This window comes from Psychrobacter submarinus (assembly GCF_904846685.1).
GTDB classification, from domain to species: Bacteria; Pseudomonadota; Gammaproteobacteria; order Pseudomonadales; family Moraxellaceae; genus Psychrobacter; species Psychrobacter submarinus.
The window spans coordinates 768,166-785,557 of record NZ_CAJHBQ010000001.1; the positions used below are offsets into that span (position 1 = coordinate 768,166).

Consider the following 17,392-nt stretch of genomic DNA (forward strand, 5'->3'; position numbering starts at 1 on the left):
ACACAGCTTTGATTAACTAGTAGCGATCAGCAGTGCGCATTTGTGAATGTTCAACACGCCCTAAAATATATTTATAGGATGGTGGATTACAACGACTAAAACCAAACTTAGTTATAGCAAAAGGCTGAGCTATTTACTAGCTCAGCCCGGATACTGATAGAGTCAAAACTAAGTTAATATACAAATCCTTAGCGCATCTCAGCATTGCCTTCTTGCTGCCCTAATACATCAAGATTAATACTTGAGCCGACCCCTGCGCCTAGTTTCACTGCAAAGCGATCCATAAATAACTGAAACGGGTCTACAGGACTGTAATTGACTACGTTATCAAGCTCAAGCTGCTTCTCTAAGCTTGTGATACCACCCTTTTTGTCTGCTAGCCCCAAAGCAATAGACTGCTCGCCGGTCCAAAACAGCCCTGAAAATAGTTTATTGGCTTCAGGGTCTTTGAGGCGATTGCCGCGACCTTCTTTTACTGCATTGATAAAGTGCTTATGAGTATTGGCTAACACCGATTCGACGTGCTGCTCTTCATAATCTGTCAGCGGCCGCGATAAGCTTAAGATATCTTTGTATTCGCCAGCAGTAATAGTGCGATCTTCCACCCCTACTTTGTCCATTAGTCCTTCGATATTGTAGCTTGGCATAATGACGCCGATAGAGCCGACTAGACTTGAAGGATTCACATAGATCTCATCAGCTGCAGAAGCAATATAATAAGCGCCAGAAGCACCAATATCACCGATGACGGCATAGAGCTTCTTATCAGGATACTCAGCGCGCAAATCTATCATCGTCTGCCAGATCTCATCTGATTGTACCGGCGAGCCGCCAGGAGAGTTAATATCTAAAGCCACGGCCTTCGAGTTGGGGTTTTCAAATGCGCGGGTCAAAGCTTCGTTCACATCATAAGCATTGGCAATATCGGCATTACTAATAACGCCTTGCAGCTCTACTACCGCCAAATGCGGTGAGCTGGTATCCATGCCTTCTAGCCCAGTAGGCGCTTTGGTGCTACAACCGCGGCTAAAAGTGAAGAATAATAATAAAATATAACCAAAGGTAAGCAGCTTAAAGAAGATACTCCAACGCCTTGAGCGGCGCTGCTCTTCAACACTAGCTAATAAGGTTTTTTCGATAAGACGCCATTCTTGTCCGCTGGGCTGATTGGCCGGTACTTGCTGCAGCGGTGCCGGCTGATTTGCCGAATTTTCAGGACGTTTATTAGGGTCTGGTGGCCAGTTGGGCATATAACTTCCTAGGTGAGATTGATCAAGAGCAAAATACAACTATAGTCAGTTCAAAATAAAGTCGATACGCTCAATATTAACGTGCAACTGGTATTAATTTTCCTTGCGTGCTGTGTCGTTGCAGCCAGAGGCTGCGCAAAATTATCCTAGATGCACTGCATCGATTTTAAAGTGATTTAACTATATCGTCTATAAAAGCGCGTCGAATTATAACTGATTGAGGGTTTGCTAAGTATGGTGACATTGTCACTGAGGTTCAATAGTAGAATGTGACCTTATTGCAGCGTTTTGCAGCGATACTGTTATAGTCTGCCTAATGGTTTCGCTATTCACTGCCTACTGACTAACTATTCACTAGCTCTTGACTATAGTCATTCATGAGCCTCAGTTACTAGCCTCAATTACTAGCGCCACCTCCAAGGGCTGCTCATCATAAGTCAGTACTTGCTTAGTCTGCTGCGCTATTAATATCGGTGCCGTTACCGCAGAGCGACTATGACTAAGCCAAGTTGTTGCACTAAAATCTGCTTGGCTCATATTAAAGGCTAAAGGCTCAGCGGCGCATAATAGTGACCACAGTTGCCAACTGCGCTTATGGGTGGCGACATCGAGAATGAGTCGTGATAAAGCGGTGTCTTCAGTTTCAGTACTATTTAAAACCGTACTATTTAAAACAGCATCATTCAATTCAGTATTGTTCGAAACAGTATTTCTTGAAATAGCATTATTGGAAATCCTATTATTCCCAGCAGTCCCAGACAAACCAGACAAACCAGACAAACCAGACAAATCAGACAAATCAGACAAATCAGATAAGGCTTTATCATTGGCAAGCATCTGCACGCTCGCTTTAATAGGCTGCTGAGGGTTGCTAGCATTATAATGCACAACGGTAATCGGCGATTGACTGACGATAGCTAGACTACAATCCCAAATGCTAGCGTCATCAATCTCATTCCAACCAGTGAGCGCCAGCAGTCTTAATTGACCGTTTGGCGCTTGCCACTGCTTACCTTGCTGACAGTCTTGCGCGCTGATAATTCGGTTATCGTCAGTTGTTGTTGCTACGCTTTGTCGCGCTTGCAGTCGCTCATGGCGACCTGCCTGCCAATACTGCGCTGTCGGTAGCTGTTGGCTTAATAGTGTTACGCTCAAAGGTAACAAAGATGATTCTTGCGAAGCTAACTGACGACTACTTGCTACCGATGTAGAAGACATACGAGTCGTCATAGGGGCCGCGCTGCTTTGGACCATGCTGCTTTGGACAACAATACCGTCTAGACTTTTAATCGCTAGCGTGCGCAGTTGCTGCTCTAGCTGCCCTGCTAATTTTTCAGCGCTCAGCGTACTTGGCCTAGTGCGCTTGCCTTGCGCTCTATGATCGGCCAAAAACAGCCAACTTATCTTATCTTGATCTAATGATTTTTTATTAGCATCGTTTTGCTCGGCTTGGTTTTTATCAGCGGGATAAAGCAATACCGCCGCTGTTATGTAACGATCGCCTGTCGGTAGTATATAAAGCGTTGGCGTCTGCAAGAAAGACTGCTGATTACTATAGATTGTCATCGATAAAAGCGTCAGCGGTACTAAGGACACCCAGCGACTTATAAGCCCTCGCGGTAATAGCCAAGGCAAAAGCATGAGTGCTGCCATTAGTAACATAGCGAAGTTAACGGGGGTGTATAACCAAGCGCTACCTAGCACAGGCAGCGTCGTCAGCCACTCGATTAATTGATGTAAGTGATAGACAATGGCACTGACTACTGCCCAAATGCCATCAGCACTGCTTGGTAAGATTAAATAGCACAAACCTGCTAAAAGATTCAGCGGTACAATAATCCAGCCGAATAAGCCAATGGCAAATAGGTTAATGACAAGACCCCATAACGATGCCTTGCCAAACAGTAATAAAGTAATGGGGAGTAGCGCTATAAATAACCAAAACTGTAATCTAAAGAGACGCTTAAATAATAGCCAACCTTTACTGTGCATATCAGTTAATCTATTGGAGCTATAGCCGATCTTAACTGACTGAGCTGCCATAACGGAGGACGAGGAGCTAGTCGCGGCCGAAGTCTGATTTGTCAGCTTATCCTCATAGCTCAGCAGTAGCGCAACAGCAATAAACGACAGCCAATAGCCGGCTTGCCATAACACATACGGATCTAGCCAAGCCATTAGGATAGCTAGAGCTAACAATACCTGCAGAGTACTGACCGGCACTAATGTCAGACGTACTAAGCCTATCGCTAATAACATCCAAGCGGTGCGCGCCGCTGGCACATCAAAGCCAGTAAATAAGGCATAAATAAAAGCGGAAGCTATCATCACCCACCAGCGTACTTGCCAGCGCGGCAGCAAGCGATAAAGTGCCGGATAAAAGCGCTCGACCAGCATCACTACCATAGCAGCTAATATAATCGCCAAAAACAGCACATGGGTCCCTGAGATCGCTAATAGATGCGAGATGCCAGCAAGCTGATACAGATCTTTGGTTTCGCGATTGATTAAGCTGCGATCGCCGGTCAGCAAACTCAACGTCACTGCATCTGCTTGTTGTTTCGCAGCACTTTTAGTAGACCAGTCTTGATAAAAGTGCTGACGTAACTGCAAACGCCAGTTATCAATAGTGTTACGCAGCCGCGACCAACTAGAGGCCGAATCACTAACAGTACTAGCGGCACTCGTCGACTGATTCGAATAGCTAGTAGCGGCTGAGCTGAGCGCAATAATCGTCGCAGTCCCATCGATGTGACGGGCACGTAGCCAGCGATAGCTATCAAAGCCAGTTGGGTTATTGAGCGCTTGCTCGGAGCTGGCTAATGGCGCAAGCGTTAAGCTCATCAATATGCGCTCGCCCGGCTGTAAGCGATTTAACCTAGCGACACTAGCAGTATCATTGGCTTTATTGGGATATAAACTTAGCAGTACCCGCTGATTCGATGATGCGCCACCTGACTGCAGGATATCATCCGCCTTACTCTCAGCGCTTTTTTTAGCCAACTGTTCAGCGCTAAGATCGTCGGTTAACGGCACTATCTCGCTTAAAGTCGCGACCTGCCGATAGCCGCTATTCATCGTCGCGTCGTACACGCTATCACTGATGCCTTCAATGGTCACCCAAGCTTGCACGCGCTCGGACGCTGTTATCTTGGTACGCTCTAACTGCTGATGAGCAGTAAGCGCTTGTAGCAAGCTACCAACGATTAAGGCTAGTGCCAAGATTGCTACAATTAGATAGCGCAGCGGTTGAAGCAAGCTAAGTATACGAGCAGTTGATGAGGCTGATATTGAAGATAGTTTTGGGGGACTGTTAACAGAAGTATCTGATGAAGGTAAGCTTAGACGCTGATTTAATAAGATGAGTAGAATCGTAATGATGATAAGTAGACTAGGTAAAAGCAGATAGTGACTAGTATCTAAGAAAGCGAAGCTCTGCGGCAAGGGTATAGTCGCAGCTTTGGTCAATACAGCTGCCATCACACTTATTATTAGCGCGCCAACTCCCCAATACATTGACATCCTCGCTCGCTAATGTGAATTTATGCTAGGATTAAGCATAGAGCCGATGCAATAGCGGTTCGCTATCTAAGCTTGGCGCTGACCATAGCATTTGTGCCTTTATTACGATTACCTTATACTATTTTATAACCAAATCGCTATAATAAAAAATTTGTAATAAAGTATCGCTGTAAAAACACTTATCAACAGCTTATTCATAAGCTTTCAGTCGCTATCCCCTCATCATAGCACTATTAATAATGATATACTTTTGACTTAAAACGTAATTGCCTACCGATTGGCTTATTTTTTAGCAGCGGGCTGTAATTAACGACTAAAGGCAGGCATGTGTCAAAAAAACGTCTGAAGAACCTACTTCCTACTCCTGAACAAATCTTACAAAGCCGCAGCTTAAAGTTCTTTGCGCCGCATTTAGGCGACCCTAGATTGTGGCAGTTCAATCGCCACAGCTTAAATAAAGCGGTGTATATCGGCGTGCTTAGCGCTTTTTTCCCGCTACCGGGCCAGATGCTACTGGCCTTAATCGGTGCGCTTATTTTTCGCGCAAATGTGCCTATGGCGCTGGGTCTGACTTGGATTACTAACCCGCTGACGACGCTGCCCATCTTTTACACAGGCTATTATATTGGCGCAAAGATTATTGATGTGCCGATGATTAGCTTACGGCTGATTGGTAGGATGATTGCTGATTTTAGTCTATGGGTATTGTCGGACGGTGCCAATCCTTTTATCACTTATAAAGGTGCAGTATCGATTACTGCGTTTTGTCTTGGTCTGACTATCTTAGCTATTGTTAGTAGTATTATCTGCGGCTTAGCCTTCAAAGGCATTTGGCGTTATAAGACTGTCAGCAGTTGGCAGAAGCGTCAACGCCTGCGAACCGACAAGACGCCTAAACCTTGATGTACTAATGCTTTAAATCATGCTAATTGTTTTGATGCTCGTCCAATGCCTCGAGGATATTATCTTTAAAATTATTATCCATTACCTGCGTGGTGACGGCCTTGTCATTTTTGGTTAAGGTATATTGCTTAGCTGTCGGCGTTTGCTGTACTTCTAAATAATAATCCACCCCCGCTAAAGTAATCGCATCAAAAATTGCAGCCAATTGCTCTTTTTGTGTCTCTCTATCGACTTGCTCAAATGCTTGAGCATCGATATAAGGCAGTAAAGGCTCATCTCCCTCTTCTGCACTACCAAAAGCAGCAATTGGGTCATCTCCCTTATCCATAATGTCACTCCTCAAAAGTAAATAATAGCAAAACGATACTATCGATTTATGTTAAAAACAACAGCGACTATTTATTGCTATCGTAGCTTTTCTGGCGGCTAAGTTGCTTCGATATGACCTAATAACTTAGTAAACGAGCAACTTAGCAACTTAATGACTTAGTAAATTAATAACTTAATAAACGAGAACCTTAATAGTCTTCCCAATGACCATTACGCAATAACAGCTGACGATCGGCAAGCGCGGCTAAGCTGCGATCATGAGTCACCATAAGCAGCGCGGTTTTCATTGTGCTTTGCAGCTCTGATAACAACCCAAACACGCTTTGCGCATTATCATAATCTAAGTTACCCGTCGGCTCATCGGCCAAAATCAGCGATGGCTTAGTTACCAGTGCACGAGCAATCGCTACCCGCTGACGCTCGCCGCCAGATAGCTCGCCAGGCCGATGCTCTAAACGATGACCTAAGCCTACGTTTTCTAAGATTTCAATCGCTTGCTGACGCGCCTCAGTAGTCGATACTTTTGGGCGCATCAGTAGCGGCATAGCGACATTTTCGATAGCGGTAAACTCAGCTAACAGATGATGGAACTGATAAATAAAGCCCAGATACTGATTACGCATCGCACCGCGTTCTGTCTCATTCATATCGTTAAGACGCTGACCATGTAGCCACACCTCACCGCTAGTGGGCGTATCTAAGCCGCCTAATAAGTGCAACAAAGTGCTTTTACCCGAACCACTAGTACCGACGATAGCCACACGCTCGCCGGCGCTGATATTGAGATCCAGACCCGTGAGTACTTGGGTGTGTACCGCTCCATCATCATAGATTTTGTTAATATTGCTTGCCTTCAAAATAACTGACATAGCGCTTCCTTTATTCTTTAATAGCTTACCGCTTCTATATCGACACTGATGTCTAGGCTAATATAGCGTCCGGTTTGTATCATTATTTGTATTTAAATCAAACTATAATCTAGACAATCGACAATCCTGTAACAGTTGCATACTGCCGCGATTACTCATAGCGCAATGTTTGGGCTGGCTGAATCTTAGCTGCTCGGCGCGCCGGATAAATAGTCGCTAAGAAGCTCAGGATAAACGAAGCACCAGTAATCAATACCACATCGACTATACGTAGCTGTGAAGGCAGATAATTGACAAAATAAGCATCGAATAAATGCAGACCAAAAGCTTGATTGATAAAGCCCAAGATATCGCTAACCGTCAGTGCAAATATCACCCCTAGTATCGTCCCAGCGACTGTACCAATAACGCCAATTACTACGCCTTGCACCATAAATACTTGCGTAATCAGCCGCGGCGACGCGCCAAAGGTTTTTAAGATAGCGATATCGGCTTTTTTGTCTGTTACTAGCATCACTAAGCTTGAAACGATGTTAAAAGCCGCTACTAAAATAATCAAAAACAGCAATAAGCCGACCATCGCTTTTTCCATTTGGATCGCGCCAAACAAGTTACCATGGGTTTGGGTCCAGTCACTAGGATACAGCTGAGGCGGCGCTATGCTAGCCGCCTTTTGCGCGGCTGTGGGCGCTTGGAAGATATCATCAAGCTTCAAGCGAATACCTTGCGCGCCATCCGGTAGTCGTAATAGCTTTGCTGCATCATTCATCGGTATAAAGGCAGCTAAAGTATTGACGTCTGGGCTAATATTAAAGATACCCGTCAAAGTAAAGCGTTTAAACCTAGGTATAACGCCGGCTGGTGATGGCGAAGCCTCTGGTAGCACCAAAGTGACTTTATCACCGATACTCAGACCGAGCGATTGCACCATCTCCTCACCCAAAACGATATTGAAATCACCGCTTTGTAGGGTATCAATATCCCCCTCCATCATATGATTATTAATAATGGAGACGTTTTTCTCATACTCAGGCTCGATACCCGTGACCATAATACCCGCGACTTGACCGTTCGCTGTTAGCATACCTTGTAGCTGGATAAAGGGGGCCACTGCTGCCACTTCTGGATCTTCAGCCTTGATACGATCAGCTAATGGCTGCCAATCACTAATCACCTCAGATGAGGTAACGGTCGCTTGCGGCACCATACCGAGTATGCGGGTTTTTAGCTCTCGATCGAAGCCATTCATCACTGATAGTACCGTGATCAGGACAGCTACTCCCAAGGTCAAACCTATCATGGAGATCAAAGATATAAAGGAGATAAAGCGGTTACTGCGCTCAGCTCGGGTATAACGCAAGCCAATAAATAATGCTAAAGGACGAAACATAGTCAAACTCTTTATCTTATTTATATGCGCTTCTCTATCGTGACCGCAGCCTTACACCAATAAGGCGAATAGGACGAATAAAGCTTTGTAACCAAATAAACAGGCATATAAATAGGGTTCTAGACAGATCTGCTGGGTATTTACTCCATCAACACCCTGATAGAGTAATAAGACTGCCAAAAAAAGGGGATAGTTTGACACAATTTTATGAATATGTGCCAATGATTAGCATAAACTAATGGGGTTTTTTGGCAAAACCGCTTGGTTTATGATTATTTTTTGGCAGGGGCTTGCTATTGTTTGCCATCATACCTATATATTGTATGCTAAAGACAAATGTCATTAACCCATCATTGTGGTATAACGGATAGCGTGACGACATTGCAGCCAGCATCGCTTAACTATAATATAAATATTATTGATATCAACATATCGTGCTCTATGCGCTTGGATGCATGACATAATACTTAGCGCTCACTATCCAACCTTATCACTGTTTTAAGTTTGAGTATTCTCATGACCATTAATTATCAGTATAAAAACGTACAAGCCCCTACCAAAACCACCTTATCCGACGAACAGACTGCTGGTCATGCTGATCATTGGCGTATCTTGACTGATGATATGAGTCAGGATGTGCCCGAATGGTTACAGCAAATGATTGAGCATGCAGCTATCCCAAAAGGCCTTAATAGCAATGTGAGCGCCTCAGACAGCTGTCTCTTATTGTCTGAAGATCAGCCCTGCCATATCAATCAAGTTTTAGCTATGAAAGAGGGTCGACCAGAGCGCTTCATCAACGCCTACCCGTGCGTCGATAGCCCCTATGGACTGAACTGCAAAATCGAGCGTATTATTGCCAATGACAACTCGCACGATGCCGTACTGCGTTTACGTAGCGGTGATGGCAGTATCATTTATGCGTTTGATCAACTCTATACTGCCAACCGTCACCAATACCAGCAAGGCACCTCATACTTTATAAACTTTAGTGCTTGGGCGCATGAGATCTCAATTAGCGAACAAAACGAGGTGATTAAAGTCGAAGACGAGGAAGCCATTCGCTATCATCGCGCTTTTAACGATATCGTCGCCGCTAACGACGGCAAAATGCCTGACGATCTGCAGCAGCAAATCGCAGAGTGGCAACCTGAGACAAAAGAGCAGATGGCACCCGTAGAGATTAATCTAGGTCATATGTGCGCCTATTTATTCGGCGACACTTTAGGTCAAGAAGATGAAGCTTGGTGTCAAGGGCAAGTGCTAGGCAAGCAGCAAACTGTCTTTAATGGTAAGCCTATTATCTTGTTTGATGTTGTGATCCTGCGTGAACAAGACGCCGATCCTTTTGTGGTTCGTATTGGTGCTTGTGAGACCGATGAGACAAAAGCGATTGCAGTACACGACTATGTGCAAGCAAATATCTGGCTACAAGCAGCGATCTATAAAGAAAATCAGCACGAACAAGTAAAATCAGCCAGCTAAAACACCGTTAATAATGCTTCATAAAAAAACCCCAAACATGACGTTTGGGGTTTTTTTAACTTATACTTTCAAAGATTAATATTGTCAGGGGCTTCGACTTTAAAGAGCTATAGTTGCAACGTATTACTCATAACGCTCAACACCCTTTAGCGCGTAGCACACGCTAAAAATCACGTTAAAAACCACGCTAAAAACTAAGCCAGCGTCGTCATTGACTTGATATCTTTAAATAGTGCTTTTTGCTCATCGCTTGGACGAGCGGTTTGTAGCGCCATCAGCTGTGACATATCGCCTTCGACGCGAATTTTACCACTCATAAAGGCACCCATAATCTCATTCATATCGAAGTCCGTGATGATCGACTGCAAAGTATTACGGTCTAGCAGCAAAGTTGTCGTTGCCTCAGCATTCAAACCTTTATGCAATAAGCCATTAGCGAAATGACTTTCTATCACCTCATCGCCGTCTGTGACTTTTAGGTTAATGACCATGTTCTCTAGTGCAGGAGGAAGGTTGAGCTCACCGGCTTCATTGCCCATTTTTTCTACTTCTTCAAACCAGTTATCCGTTAAAAAAACCGCCATATTCTTATCCTTAGTGAATACTTATTATTGATACTTATTATATTTATCTTATCATCGGTGCTAATAGACACAGAGGTCATCTTACTGATTTGACCCCAAGCTACGCATCGAATCTATAAACATAGACATTGATATAAACAGCGTCTACACAAGTATATTGAGTGGTAGTTATTGTCATAAAACTATTTATACGCCTTTATTATAAGGGTGAGTTTGACTAGAAGTAAAACCCAATCTCATGGTTAATGACCAAATAGTTACAAAATTGATAGCTTAGCTTTTATTTAGCAGGTCTTACTTGTGGCATCAGCCAAAAACCAGATACCTTCAACACTTAACGCTATTTTACCCATGCAAATATAACAGCGCCAGTATGCGCTTAATAGACTTAAACAGTACTGAGGTCGCGCCGCTATTTTGTGTTTCAAGAGCCCATTAAGATAAGTTGTCCGATAAATTATTTACCAAAGAGTTTGTATTTTGGGGCAACAGCTTGATGATATTTGATTAAGATTGCGTTACAATACCCTTAAACAGAGTCGGGAGTTTTAACTAAACGTTACCTGAGCATGTTTTTTGTCAGCAGTCGCTAGCGTATATCTACTTTTCATTAGCTTATAAGAGAGATAAAAGTCCACTTATATTTCAGTCTATACTCGGTCAATCGTTATCTAGTCGATATTTACGAGCCCAGTTACTGTAGCTTAATACTTAGATACTCACTACGATAACTACTAAGTTAATCATTGAACTAACCACTGATTTTAGTAGTTAATATTAGCGACTAAACTGAATAATCAGACTTAGCAACCCAAATTAGTCATTCAATTGAATAATTACGGTCTGAGTATGACAAGGTTTTATTAACTTTAACGATATATTAATCATCCTTACTTTGCTCAATAGTATTATTGGCCTTTATGGCTATTTTTCCGCTCAGTCAACGCTGAGATAGCAAGAGTTTGGCTCACTAGTTAATACCTCGTTACAGTGATAGATACGCCTGACAGTAGCATGCGCCGCAATCCCTATCCAAAAGACAGCATCGCCTCTTAACCTTGCTATCTTTTGGATATCGCAAAGCTTTAGTTAATTCTGTTGATAATTTAGGCTGTAAAGGAATCATCCAATGAGTTTACAAAACACAGCAGTCGCCCCTATAGACCGCGAGTATGAAATCACTATCGTAAGATTCTTTACGATTATGACTGTCATCTGGGGCATCGTCGGCATGAGTCTCGGTGTTTTCATTGCCTCACAATTGGCGTGGCCAGCACTTAACTTTGACATTCCATGGCTGACCTTTAGTCATTTAAGACCACTGCATACCAATGCAGTGATTTTTGCGTTCGGTGGTTCTGCCCTGTTCGCAACCTCTTATTACATCGTCCAGCGTACCTGTAAGACACGCTTATTCGCGCCGTATTTGGCGTGGTTCACCTTTTGGGGATGGCAGGCAGTTATTGTCGCAGCCATCATCACCCTACCGCTAGGTTTGACCACAAGTAAAGAGTACGCTGAGCTTGAGTGGCCTATCGATATCTTGATTGCTTTGGTATGGATCTCTTATGCTATCGTGTTCTTTGGCACGCTTATCAAACGCAAAACCTCACACATTTATGTCGCTAACTGGTTCTTTGCCGCTTTCATCATTACGATTGCCCTACTACACATCGTAAACAGCATGGCAATTCCGGTTAGTGCGTTTAAATCATACTCGCTATTTGGCGGTGCAACTGATGCGATGGTGCAGTGGTGGTACGGGCATAACGCGGTAGGTTTTTACTTAACGGCCGCCTTCCTTGGAATGATGTATTATTTCGTTCCTGTACAGATTGGTCGTCCTATCTATTCGTATCGTTTGTCTATCGTGCATTTTTGGGCGTTGATTGCTGCATATATGTGGGCTGGTGGTCACCATTTGCATTATTCAGCGCTTCCTGATTGGACGCAGTCATTGGCAATGGTATTCTCTATCATTCTATTCGCGCCATCTTGGGGCGGTATGATTAACGGTGTTCTTACCTTGTCTGGCAGTTGGGATAAGCTACGTACTGACCCGATTATTCGCTTTATGATTGTCGCTTTATCGTTCTACGCGATGTCGACGTTTGAGGGGCCAATGATGTCTATTAAGACAGTCAATGCGCTATCGCACAACACGGACTGGACAATTGGTCACGTACACTCAGGGGCACTTGGCTGGGTTGGTATGATTACCATTGGTTCGCTATATGTACTGTTACCACGTATTTATAACAAACCAAAGATGTACTCTATTAGCTTGATCACCACGCATTTTTGGCTGGCGACTGCAGGTACTATTTTCTATATCGTATCTATGTGGATCTCAGGTATCGGTCAAGGCATGATGTGGCTTGCGACTAACCCTGATGGTACTTTGGTATACAGCTTTGTCGATACGGTTGAGTTCTCACACTTCCCTTATATCGGCCGTGCATTTGGTGGTCTATTATATGTATCGGGTATGTTTGTGATGGCCTATAACGTCTATCGTACTATTAAGATGCCAGAAGGTAAGCCTGTAGATGTCGCTGATCCAACGGATCATGAACCTAGTGTTGACCAAACTTCGACAGCTAACGTATAAGGAGCGATCATGGCTGGTACACCGCATGAAATTATTGAAAAAAATACAGGCTTGTTAGTCATTGGTATCGTGATTGCTATTAGTTTTGCAACGCTGGTTGAAATCGTACCATTGATCTATGATAACAAAGGCCCTGAAGAAGGCGGGGTGAATGCTCCCCTACCTGCTATGGAGCCTTGGACAGCGCTTGAATTCGAAGGTCGTGATATTTATATCCGTGAAGGGTGTCACGTTTGTCATACGCAAATGGTTCGTCCACTACGCGCAGAAGTCGAACGCTATGGACCGTATTCGCGTGCCGCTGAGTCAACGTGGGATCACCCTTTTCTTTGGGGATCGAAACGTACTGGACCAGATTTAGCACGTGTTGGTGGTCGTTATTCTGAAGACTGGCAAAAGCAGCATTTGATTGCGCCACGTTCGCTAGTGCCTGAATCAGTGATGCCTGGATTCCCTTGGCTTGCTGAAAATGAAGTAGATGGTGAAGACATTCAAGCTAAAATGCGTCTATTCCGCGATCGTTTTGGTGTTCCTTACACTGAAGAAGACATCGAAGGTGCTCCAGATGCTGTACTTGGTGCCACTGAGCTTGACGCTTTGGTAGCCTATCTACAGCAGCTAGGTACCGCAATGGAAGGACAGCGCTAATGGGTATTGGTGAATTACAAACAATTGCGACCGTTTCTGCCTTTATTGCCTTCGTAGGCGTTGCATGGTGGGCGTATTCGCCAAAAAACAAAAAACGCTTCGAAGAAGATGCACAACTTGCGCTTGATGACGAGGATATTAAATCCTTGTCTGAAGAGCAGCGCAATAAGGATAAACGATGACATTTTTTTGGAGTTCTTGGATTACCATACTCAGTATCGGCTGCTGGGCTTTTATTCTTGGTGTCTTGTTGTTTGTTATCAAATACAAACCGAGCCTAGAAGACGACGGTACGACTGGTCATGAGTATGATGGCATCCGAGAATACGACAAAGCACTCCCTAAATGGTGGTTAGTGATATTTTTTGGTTCAATTATTTGGGGCGTTGCTTATTGGGTATTTTTCCCAGCCATGTTCCCTAAACACTGGGAAGGTATCGCAACCGTAGAAGTCGATGGCGAAACAGTGCCTTGGACCTCTAAGAACGAGCTGTATAGTGAGCTTGAAGCTAACGATAAGATCTTCACTGATAACTTTGAGCAAAGCATCTTAGCAAAAGCTGGTGCGAGTGATGCGACAGCCGTCTTGGACGAGCTTAACAGCTTACAGACGACACTGCGTCGTAGTGAAGAGCCGCCTGCAGATCTGCAAACTCAGATTGATGATAGAATCGCTGCGCTTGCGCCTGCGGTTGAGAAGCTATCGCAAGATCCGAATGCGTTAAAAGTCGGTAGTCGCTTATTCTTACAAAACTGCGCGGTCTGTCATGGTTCTAATGCCAAAGGCGCGGTAGGCTATCCGAATCTAACTGACAACGAATGGCTGTATGGCGGCGAACCTGAACACATCTTGACTACTTTGCATAAAGGCCGTGTTGGCGGTATGCCAGCTTGGCGTGATCAGATCGGTGAAGATGGCGTTCGCGCTGCTTCAGAGTATGTTTTATCTTTATCACCCAAAAAGGGTAGCGAAGCCAATAGTCCATTAGATCAAACTATGGTCAAACAAGGTGAAGCAATCTTTACTCAGAACTGTGCGCTATGTCATGGTCCAGAGGGTAAAGGTATGATCTCTACTGGCGCGCCAAACTTAACCGATGATATTTGGTTATACGGCGGTGAGCGTGAGACAGTACGAGATACTCTACGTTATGGCCGTGCCGGTGTGATGCCTGAGTGGGAGACTAAGTTAGGAAACGAGCGTATTATGCTTCTAGCCGCGTATGTTTACTCGCTTTCGGATAGATCTACTCCTAACACGAGCAATAATTAAGCCAATCATAACGCAAGTTTAGAAATAATAGCATTTTACTAAAGGAGGACTGTTAATGCAGTTCTCCTTTTTTAGTTAGCAGTCCACTCGTTTTTGTGACTCAAGCGCTTTGAATATCTTTAGGTTATGGTGCTACCGATATTGCTATTTGCGCTTATACCCCCATTTATATTAGGGGAAATGTTAAAATAGTCATCTCTAAAGCTTAGTGTTTATTTTAGGTTATAACAACATGATTATGACAACATTTTCTATAGCGTCTAATCAGACTGCGAATTGATTCTTTTGTTAAAAAGAGGCAAGTTTATGTCAGCTCCACAACCTAATAAGATCCCTGTACAACAAATAGACCTCGATGCGACTAAACATCGAGTGCATCCTCGCTTTGTTACTGGTTTTTATCAAAATATCCGCGTCATTAGTATGTATTTCTTTTTGGCGTTGTTTTTGTTATTACCATGGCTACGTTATGACGGCAGGCAAGCTATTTGGTTCGATGTACCCTCGCAGCACTACTACATCTTTGGGATGACATTTTTGACGCAAGATTTTTATTTTATTGCTATATTTGCCATCATTGCTGCCTTTACGCTATTTATGGTGACGGTCTATGCCGGCCGAGTGTGGTGCGGTTATGCTTGCCCACAAACGATTTGGACACATCTATATCAGCATGTCGAAAAATGGGTAATCGGTGATCGTAACAAGCGTATCAAGTTCGATAAGTCGCCAATGGGCCCACAAAAGATCCTTAAGCGCTCGCTGATTTACTTTATCTGGTTTGTCTTTTCAGTGATTACAGCAACTACCTTTGTTAGCTATGTGGCTGGTACTGATTATATTTATCAAAGCTGGCAGACAATAGGGTTTATCCCCTTCCCTGATTGGCCAACATGGATATGGGTATCGGTATTTATTTTTACCTTTGCCACTTATGCCAATGCCGGTTATATGCGTGAGCAGATGTGTGTACATATTTGTCCTTATGGCCGCTTCCAAAGCGTCATGTTTGATAAAGACACGCTTATTGTCTCTTACGATTATGAGCGTGGTGAGCCACGCGGCGCGCGTAAAAAAGGCACCAATCCTGATGATTTAGGCGATTGTATCGAGTGTCAGATGTGTGTGCAGGTCTGCCCTACCGGTATCGACATCCGTGATGGTCTGCAAGTTGCTTGTATTCAGTGCGCCGCCTGTATTGATACTTGTAATGAGATTATGGACAAAGTTGGCTATCCACGCGGGCTGATTCGTTATACAACCGAGCGGCAATTGGCCGAGAAAGAGCCGAGCCGTGTATTGCGTCCGCGCCTATTTGCTTATCTGGCATTGCTGACGATACTGTGCGGCGGTCTAATCTTTGCGCTAACCGATCGGGTGCCACTAGAGATCGATATACGCCGCGACCGTAACCAGCTGTCGTCCTTAAATCAGCAAGGTATGATTGAAAACAGCTACGTGGTCAAACTCACCAATAAAACGCAGGATGAGCATACTTACAAGATTACTTTAGCGCCTGAAGACGGTCTGAGTTTGCAGCTACGCTTCAATGATGTTCCTTTAGCGCCTGGTGAAAGCTTTGATATGCCCGTTAGCATTTATGGGGACCCAGAAGTTGTCGAACCAGGACAAACGCCTGTGACGCTGCATGTTGAGAGCGAAGATGGTCAATATAAAGTCAGTAAAGACAATGTCTTTACCACACAAGGTCAGTTGTAGCCAATAAGGGTCAGCGCTTCCAATAAGATGATTCACATAGCGCTGATCTTTTGCTTAAATTTACTGCATGTCTTATATTCGATAAGTGGCTATTATCTTATGTAGGACATTTATCTATGTATTAAACGCTATTTTATTAATAGGTATTTTATGTCTACTTCCTCCTCGAACTTTAAACATCAAGATAGCCAGCCATGGTACAAGAATTACATGGTGGTTATTTTTGTTATTGGTCTACCGGCGTTTGTGGTAGTGGCTTGTATTTTCTTTGTGTATTACTCCTATCAAATCCGTGATAGCGTAGTACGTGATGACTGGTACATGGATGGCAAGACGCTGTATCACGATGTCTCACGTGATAAGCTCACTTACGATTTAGATTTGCATGGTCAAATGCAGTTCTCTGACACAGGCGAGATCGTTTTTTATTTGAATTATCCCGAGCAGAGTCTACAATCAGGCACCTTATTGAACGGTGAGCCAGTCACTTATCCTGATACTCTGAACTTGTCCATATCTCATGCCACGGACATCAAAAAAGATCGTGATGTGGTATTAGAGCATCAAGGCGCTAATAAATATACCGCGCAAGCGGACATTGACCCTTTAAAAGCCAAATACTATCTACAAGTCAGTAACGAAGGCAGTGATGATTGGCGTATGCAAGATGTGGCAAAACTGCCGCGTGCGGAGGTCAGCTTCGATCCGCTACCGGTGTTTGAAAAAACTTCTTAATAGAGTTATTAAAATCCTTAAAGCAAAAGCCAGCTAACTTGCACGGTTAGCTGGCTTTCTTATGAATGCTAGC

14 protein-coding genes are annotated in these 17,392 nt (G+C 43.9%); 8 read left to right on the top strand and 6 right to left on the bottom strand.

The annotated features are described in order from the left end of the window. Positions 1–188: 188 nt before the first annotated feature. Positions 189–1,250: a signal peptide peptidase SppA gene (sppA, locus tag JMY03_RS03485; RefSeq protein ID WP_201601078.1), complete on the bottom strand. Its 1,062-nt coding sequence runs from the start codon at positions 1,248–1,250 to the stop codon at positions 189–191. A 384-nt stretch (positions 1,251–1,634) separates the two neighbouring features. After that, positions 1,635–4,772 carry a ComEC/Rec2 family competence protein gene (locus JMY03_RS03490; RefSeq protein ID WP_227675471.1) on the bottom strand — a complete coding sequence of 1,046 codons (3,138 nt, stop codon included), beginning with the start codon at positions 4,770–4,772 and terminating at the stop codon, positions 1,635–1,637. 327 nt (positions 4,773–5,099) lie between these two features. On the opposite strand from JMY03_RS03490, the gene JMY03_RS03495 reads away from it, so the two are divergent. Further along, on the top strand, positions 5,100–5,675 hold the full coding sequence (locus JMY03_RS03495; protein ID WP_025647371.1) for a DUF2062 domain-containing protein: 576 nt from the start codon (positions 5,100–5,102) through the stop codon (positions 5,673–5,675). A gap of 22 nt (positions 5,676–5,697) precedes the next feature. Here JMY03_RS03495 and JMY03_RS03500 read toward each other — a convergent pair whose 3' ends face one another. The 3 genes from JMY03_RS03500 to JMY03_RS03510 all read right to left on the bottom strand — a co-directional run bounded on the left by JMY03_RS03500 (position 5,698) and on the right by JMY03_RS03510 (position 8,264). After that, positions 5,698–6,003, bottom strand: coding sequence for a hypothetical protein (locus JMY03_RS03500; RefSeq protein WP_201601081.1), 306 nt, complete (start codon positions 6,001–6,003; stop codon positions 5,698–5,700). Positions 6,004–6,193: 190 nt separating this feature from the next. Beyond that, on the bottom strand, positions 6,194–6,874 hold the full coding sequence (lolD, locus tag JMY03_RS03505) for a lipoprotein-releasing ABC transporter ATP-binding protein LolD (protein ID WP_201559660.1): 681 nt from the start codon (positions 6,872–6,874) through the stop codon (positions 6,194–6,196). Positions 6,875–7,025: 151 nt separating this feature from the next. After that, complete coding sequence (locus JMY03_RS03510) at positions 7,026–8,264, bottom strand: lipoprotein-releasing ABC transporter permease subunit (RefSeq protein WP_025647377.1); 1,239 nt, start codon at positions 8,262–8,264, stop codon at positions 7,026–7,028. Positions 8,265–8,780: 516 nt separating this feature from the next. On the opposite strand from JMY03_RS03510, the gene JMY03_RS03515 reads away from it, so the two are divergent. Continuing rightward, positions 8,781–9,749 carry a hypothetical protein gene (locus JMY03_RS03515; RefSeq protein ID WP_201601084.1) on the top strand — a complete coding sequence of 323 codons (969 nt, stop codon included), beginning with the start codon at positions 8,781–8,783 and terminating at the stop codon, positions 9,747–9,749. A 194-nt stretch (positions 9,750–9,943) separates the two neighbouring features. On the opposite strand, the gene JMY03_RS03520 is transcribed toward JMY03_RS03515, so the two are convergent. Next, entirely contained in the window at positions 9,944–10,333 is a 390-nt protein-coding gene (locus JMY03_RS03520; protein WP_025647379.1) for an alkyl sulfatase C-terminal domain-containing protein, read from the bottom strand. Positions 10,334–11,462: 1,129 nt separating this feature from the next. On the opposite strand from JMY03_RS03520, the gene ccoN reads away from it, so the two are divergent. The 6 genes from ccoN to JMY03_RS03550 all read left to right on the top strand — a co-directional run bounded on the left by ccoN (position 11,463) and on the right by JMY03_RS03550 (position 17,319). Beyond that, positions 11,463–12,944 carry a cytochrome-c oxidase, cbb3-type subunit I gene (gene ccoN, locus JMY03_RS03525; RefSeq protein ID WP_201601086.1) on the top strand — a complete coding sequence of 494 codons (1,482 nt, stop codon included), beginning with the start codon at positions 11,463–11,465 and terminating at the stop codon, positions 12,942–12,944. 9 nt (positions 12,945–12,953) lie between these two features. Further along, positions 12,954–13,592 (top strand): cytochrome-c oxidase, cbb3-type subunit II, encoded by a 639-nt coding sequence (gene ccoO, locus JMY03_RS03530; RefSeq protein WP_201601089.1) that lies wholly within the window; start codon positions 12,954–12,956, stop codon positions 13,590–13,592. Continuing rightward, complete coding sequence (locus JMY03_RS03535) at positions 13,592–13,774, top strand: cbb3-type cytochrome oxidase subunit 3 (protein WP_194197257.1); 183 nt, start codon at positions 13,592–13,594, stop codon at positions 13,772–13,774. Before ccoO ends, JMY03_RS03535 begins: the two co-directional genes overlap by 1 nt. Then, positions 13,771–14,865, top strand: a complete 1,095-nt coding sequence (ccoP, locus tag JMY03_RS03540; protein WP_201601092.1) for a cytochrome-c oxidase, cbb3-type subunit III — start codon at positions 13,771–13,773, stop codon at positions 14,863–14,865. Before JMY03_RS03535 ends, ccoP begins: the two co-directional genes overlap by 4 nt. Before the next feature lie 306 nt (positions 14,866–15,171). Next, a complete protein-coding gene (ccoG, locus tag JMY03_RS03545) occupies positions 15,172–16,584 on the top strand; it encodes a cytochrome c oxidase accessory protein CcoG (protein WP_201601095.1) in 1,413 nt (470 codons plus the stop codon). A 150-nt stretch (positions 16,585–16,734) separates the two neighbouring features. Further along, on the top strand, positions 16,735–17,319 hold the full coding sequence (locus JMY03_RS03550; protein ID WP_201601097.1) for a FixH family protein: 585 nt from the start codon (positions 16,735–16,737) through the stop codon (positions 17,317–17,319). The last annotated feature ends 73 nt before the right edge of the window (positions 17,320–17,392 follow it).

Bases quoted from the DNA above. Each gene is read 5' to 3' on its own strand.
- sppA (WP_201601078.1), bottom strand. From the start codon at position 1,250: ATGCCCAACTGGCCACCAGACCCTAATAAACGTCCTGAAAATTCGGCA.
- ccoP (WP_201601092.1), top strand. From the start codon at position 13,771: ATGACATTTTTTTGGAGTTCTTGGATTACCATACTCAGTATCGGCTGC.
- JMY03_RS03510 (WP_025647377.1), bottom strand. From the start codon at position 8,264: ATGTTTCGTCCTTTAGCATTATTTATTGGCTTGCGTTATACCCGAGCT.
- lolD (WP_201559660.1), bottom strand. From the start codon at position 6,874: ATGTCAGTTATTTTGAAGGCAAGCAATATTAACAAAATCTATGATGAT.
- JMY03_RS03515 (WP_201601084.1), top strand. From the start codon at position 8,781: ATGACCATTAATTATCAGTATAAAAACGTACAAGCCCCTACCAAAACC.
- ccoO (WP_201601089.1), top strand. From the start codon at position 12,954: ATGGCTGGTACACCGCATGAAATTATTGAAAAAAATACAGGCTTGTTA.
- JMY03_RS03490 (WP_227675471.1), bottom strand. From the start codon at position 4,772: ATGTCAATGTATTGGGGAGTTGGCGCGCTAATAATAAGTGTGATGGCA.
- JMY03_RS03500 (WP_201601081.1), bottom strand. From the start codon at position 6,003: ATGGATAAGGGAGATGACCCAATTGCTGCTTTTGGTAGTGCAGAAGAG.
- JMY03_RS03520 (WP_025647379.1), bottom strand. From the start codon at position 10,333: ATGGCGGTTTTTTTAACGGATAACTGGTTTGAAGAAGTAGAAAAAATG.
- ccoG (WP_201601095.1), top strand. From the start codon at position 15,172: ATGTCAGCTCCACAACCTAATAAGATCCCTGTACAACAAATAGACCTC.
- ccoN (WP_201601086.1), top strand. From the start codon at position 11,463: ATGAGTTTACAAAACACAGCAGTCGCCCCTATAGACCGCGAGTATGAA.
- JMY03_RS03535 (WP_194197257.1), top strand. From the start codon at position 13,592: ATGGGTATTGGTGAATTACAAACAATTGCGACCGTTTCTGCCTTTATT.
- JMY03_RS03550 (WP_201601097.1), top strand. From the start codon at position 16,735: ATGTCTACTTCCTCCTCGAACTTTAAACATCAAGATAGCCAGCCATGG.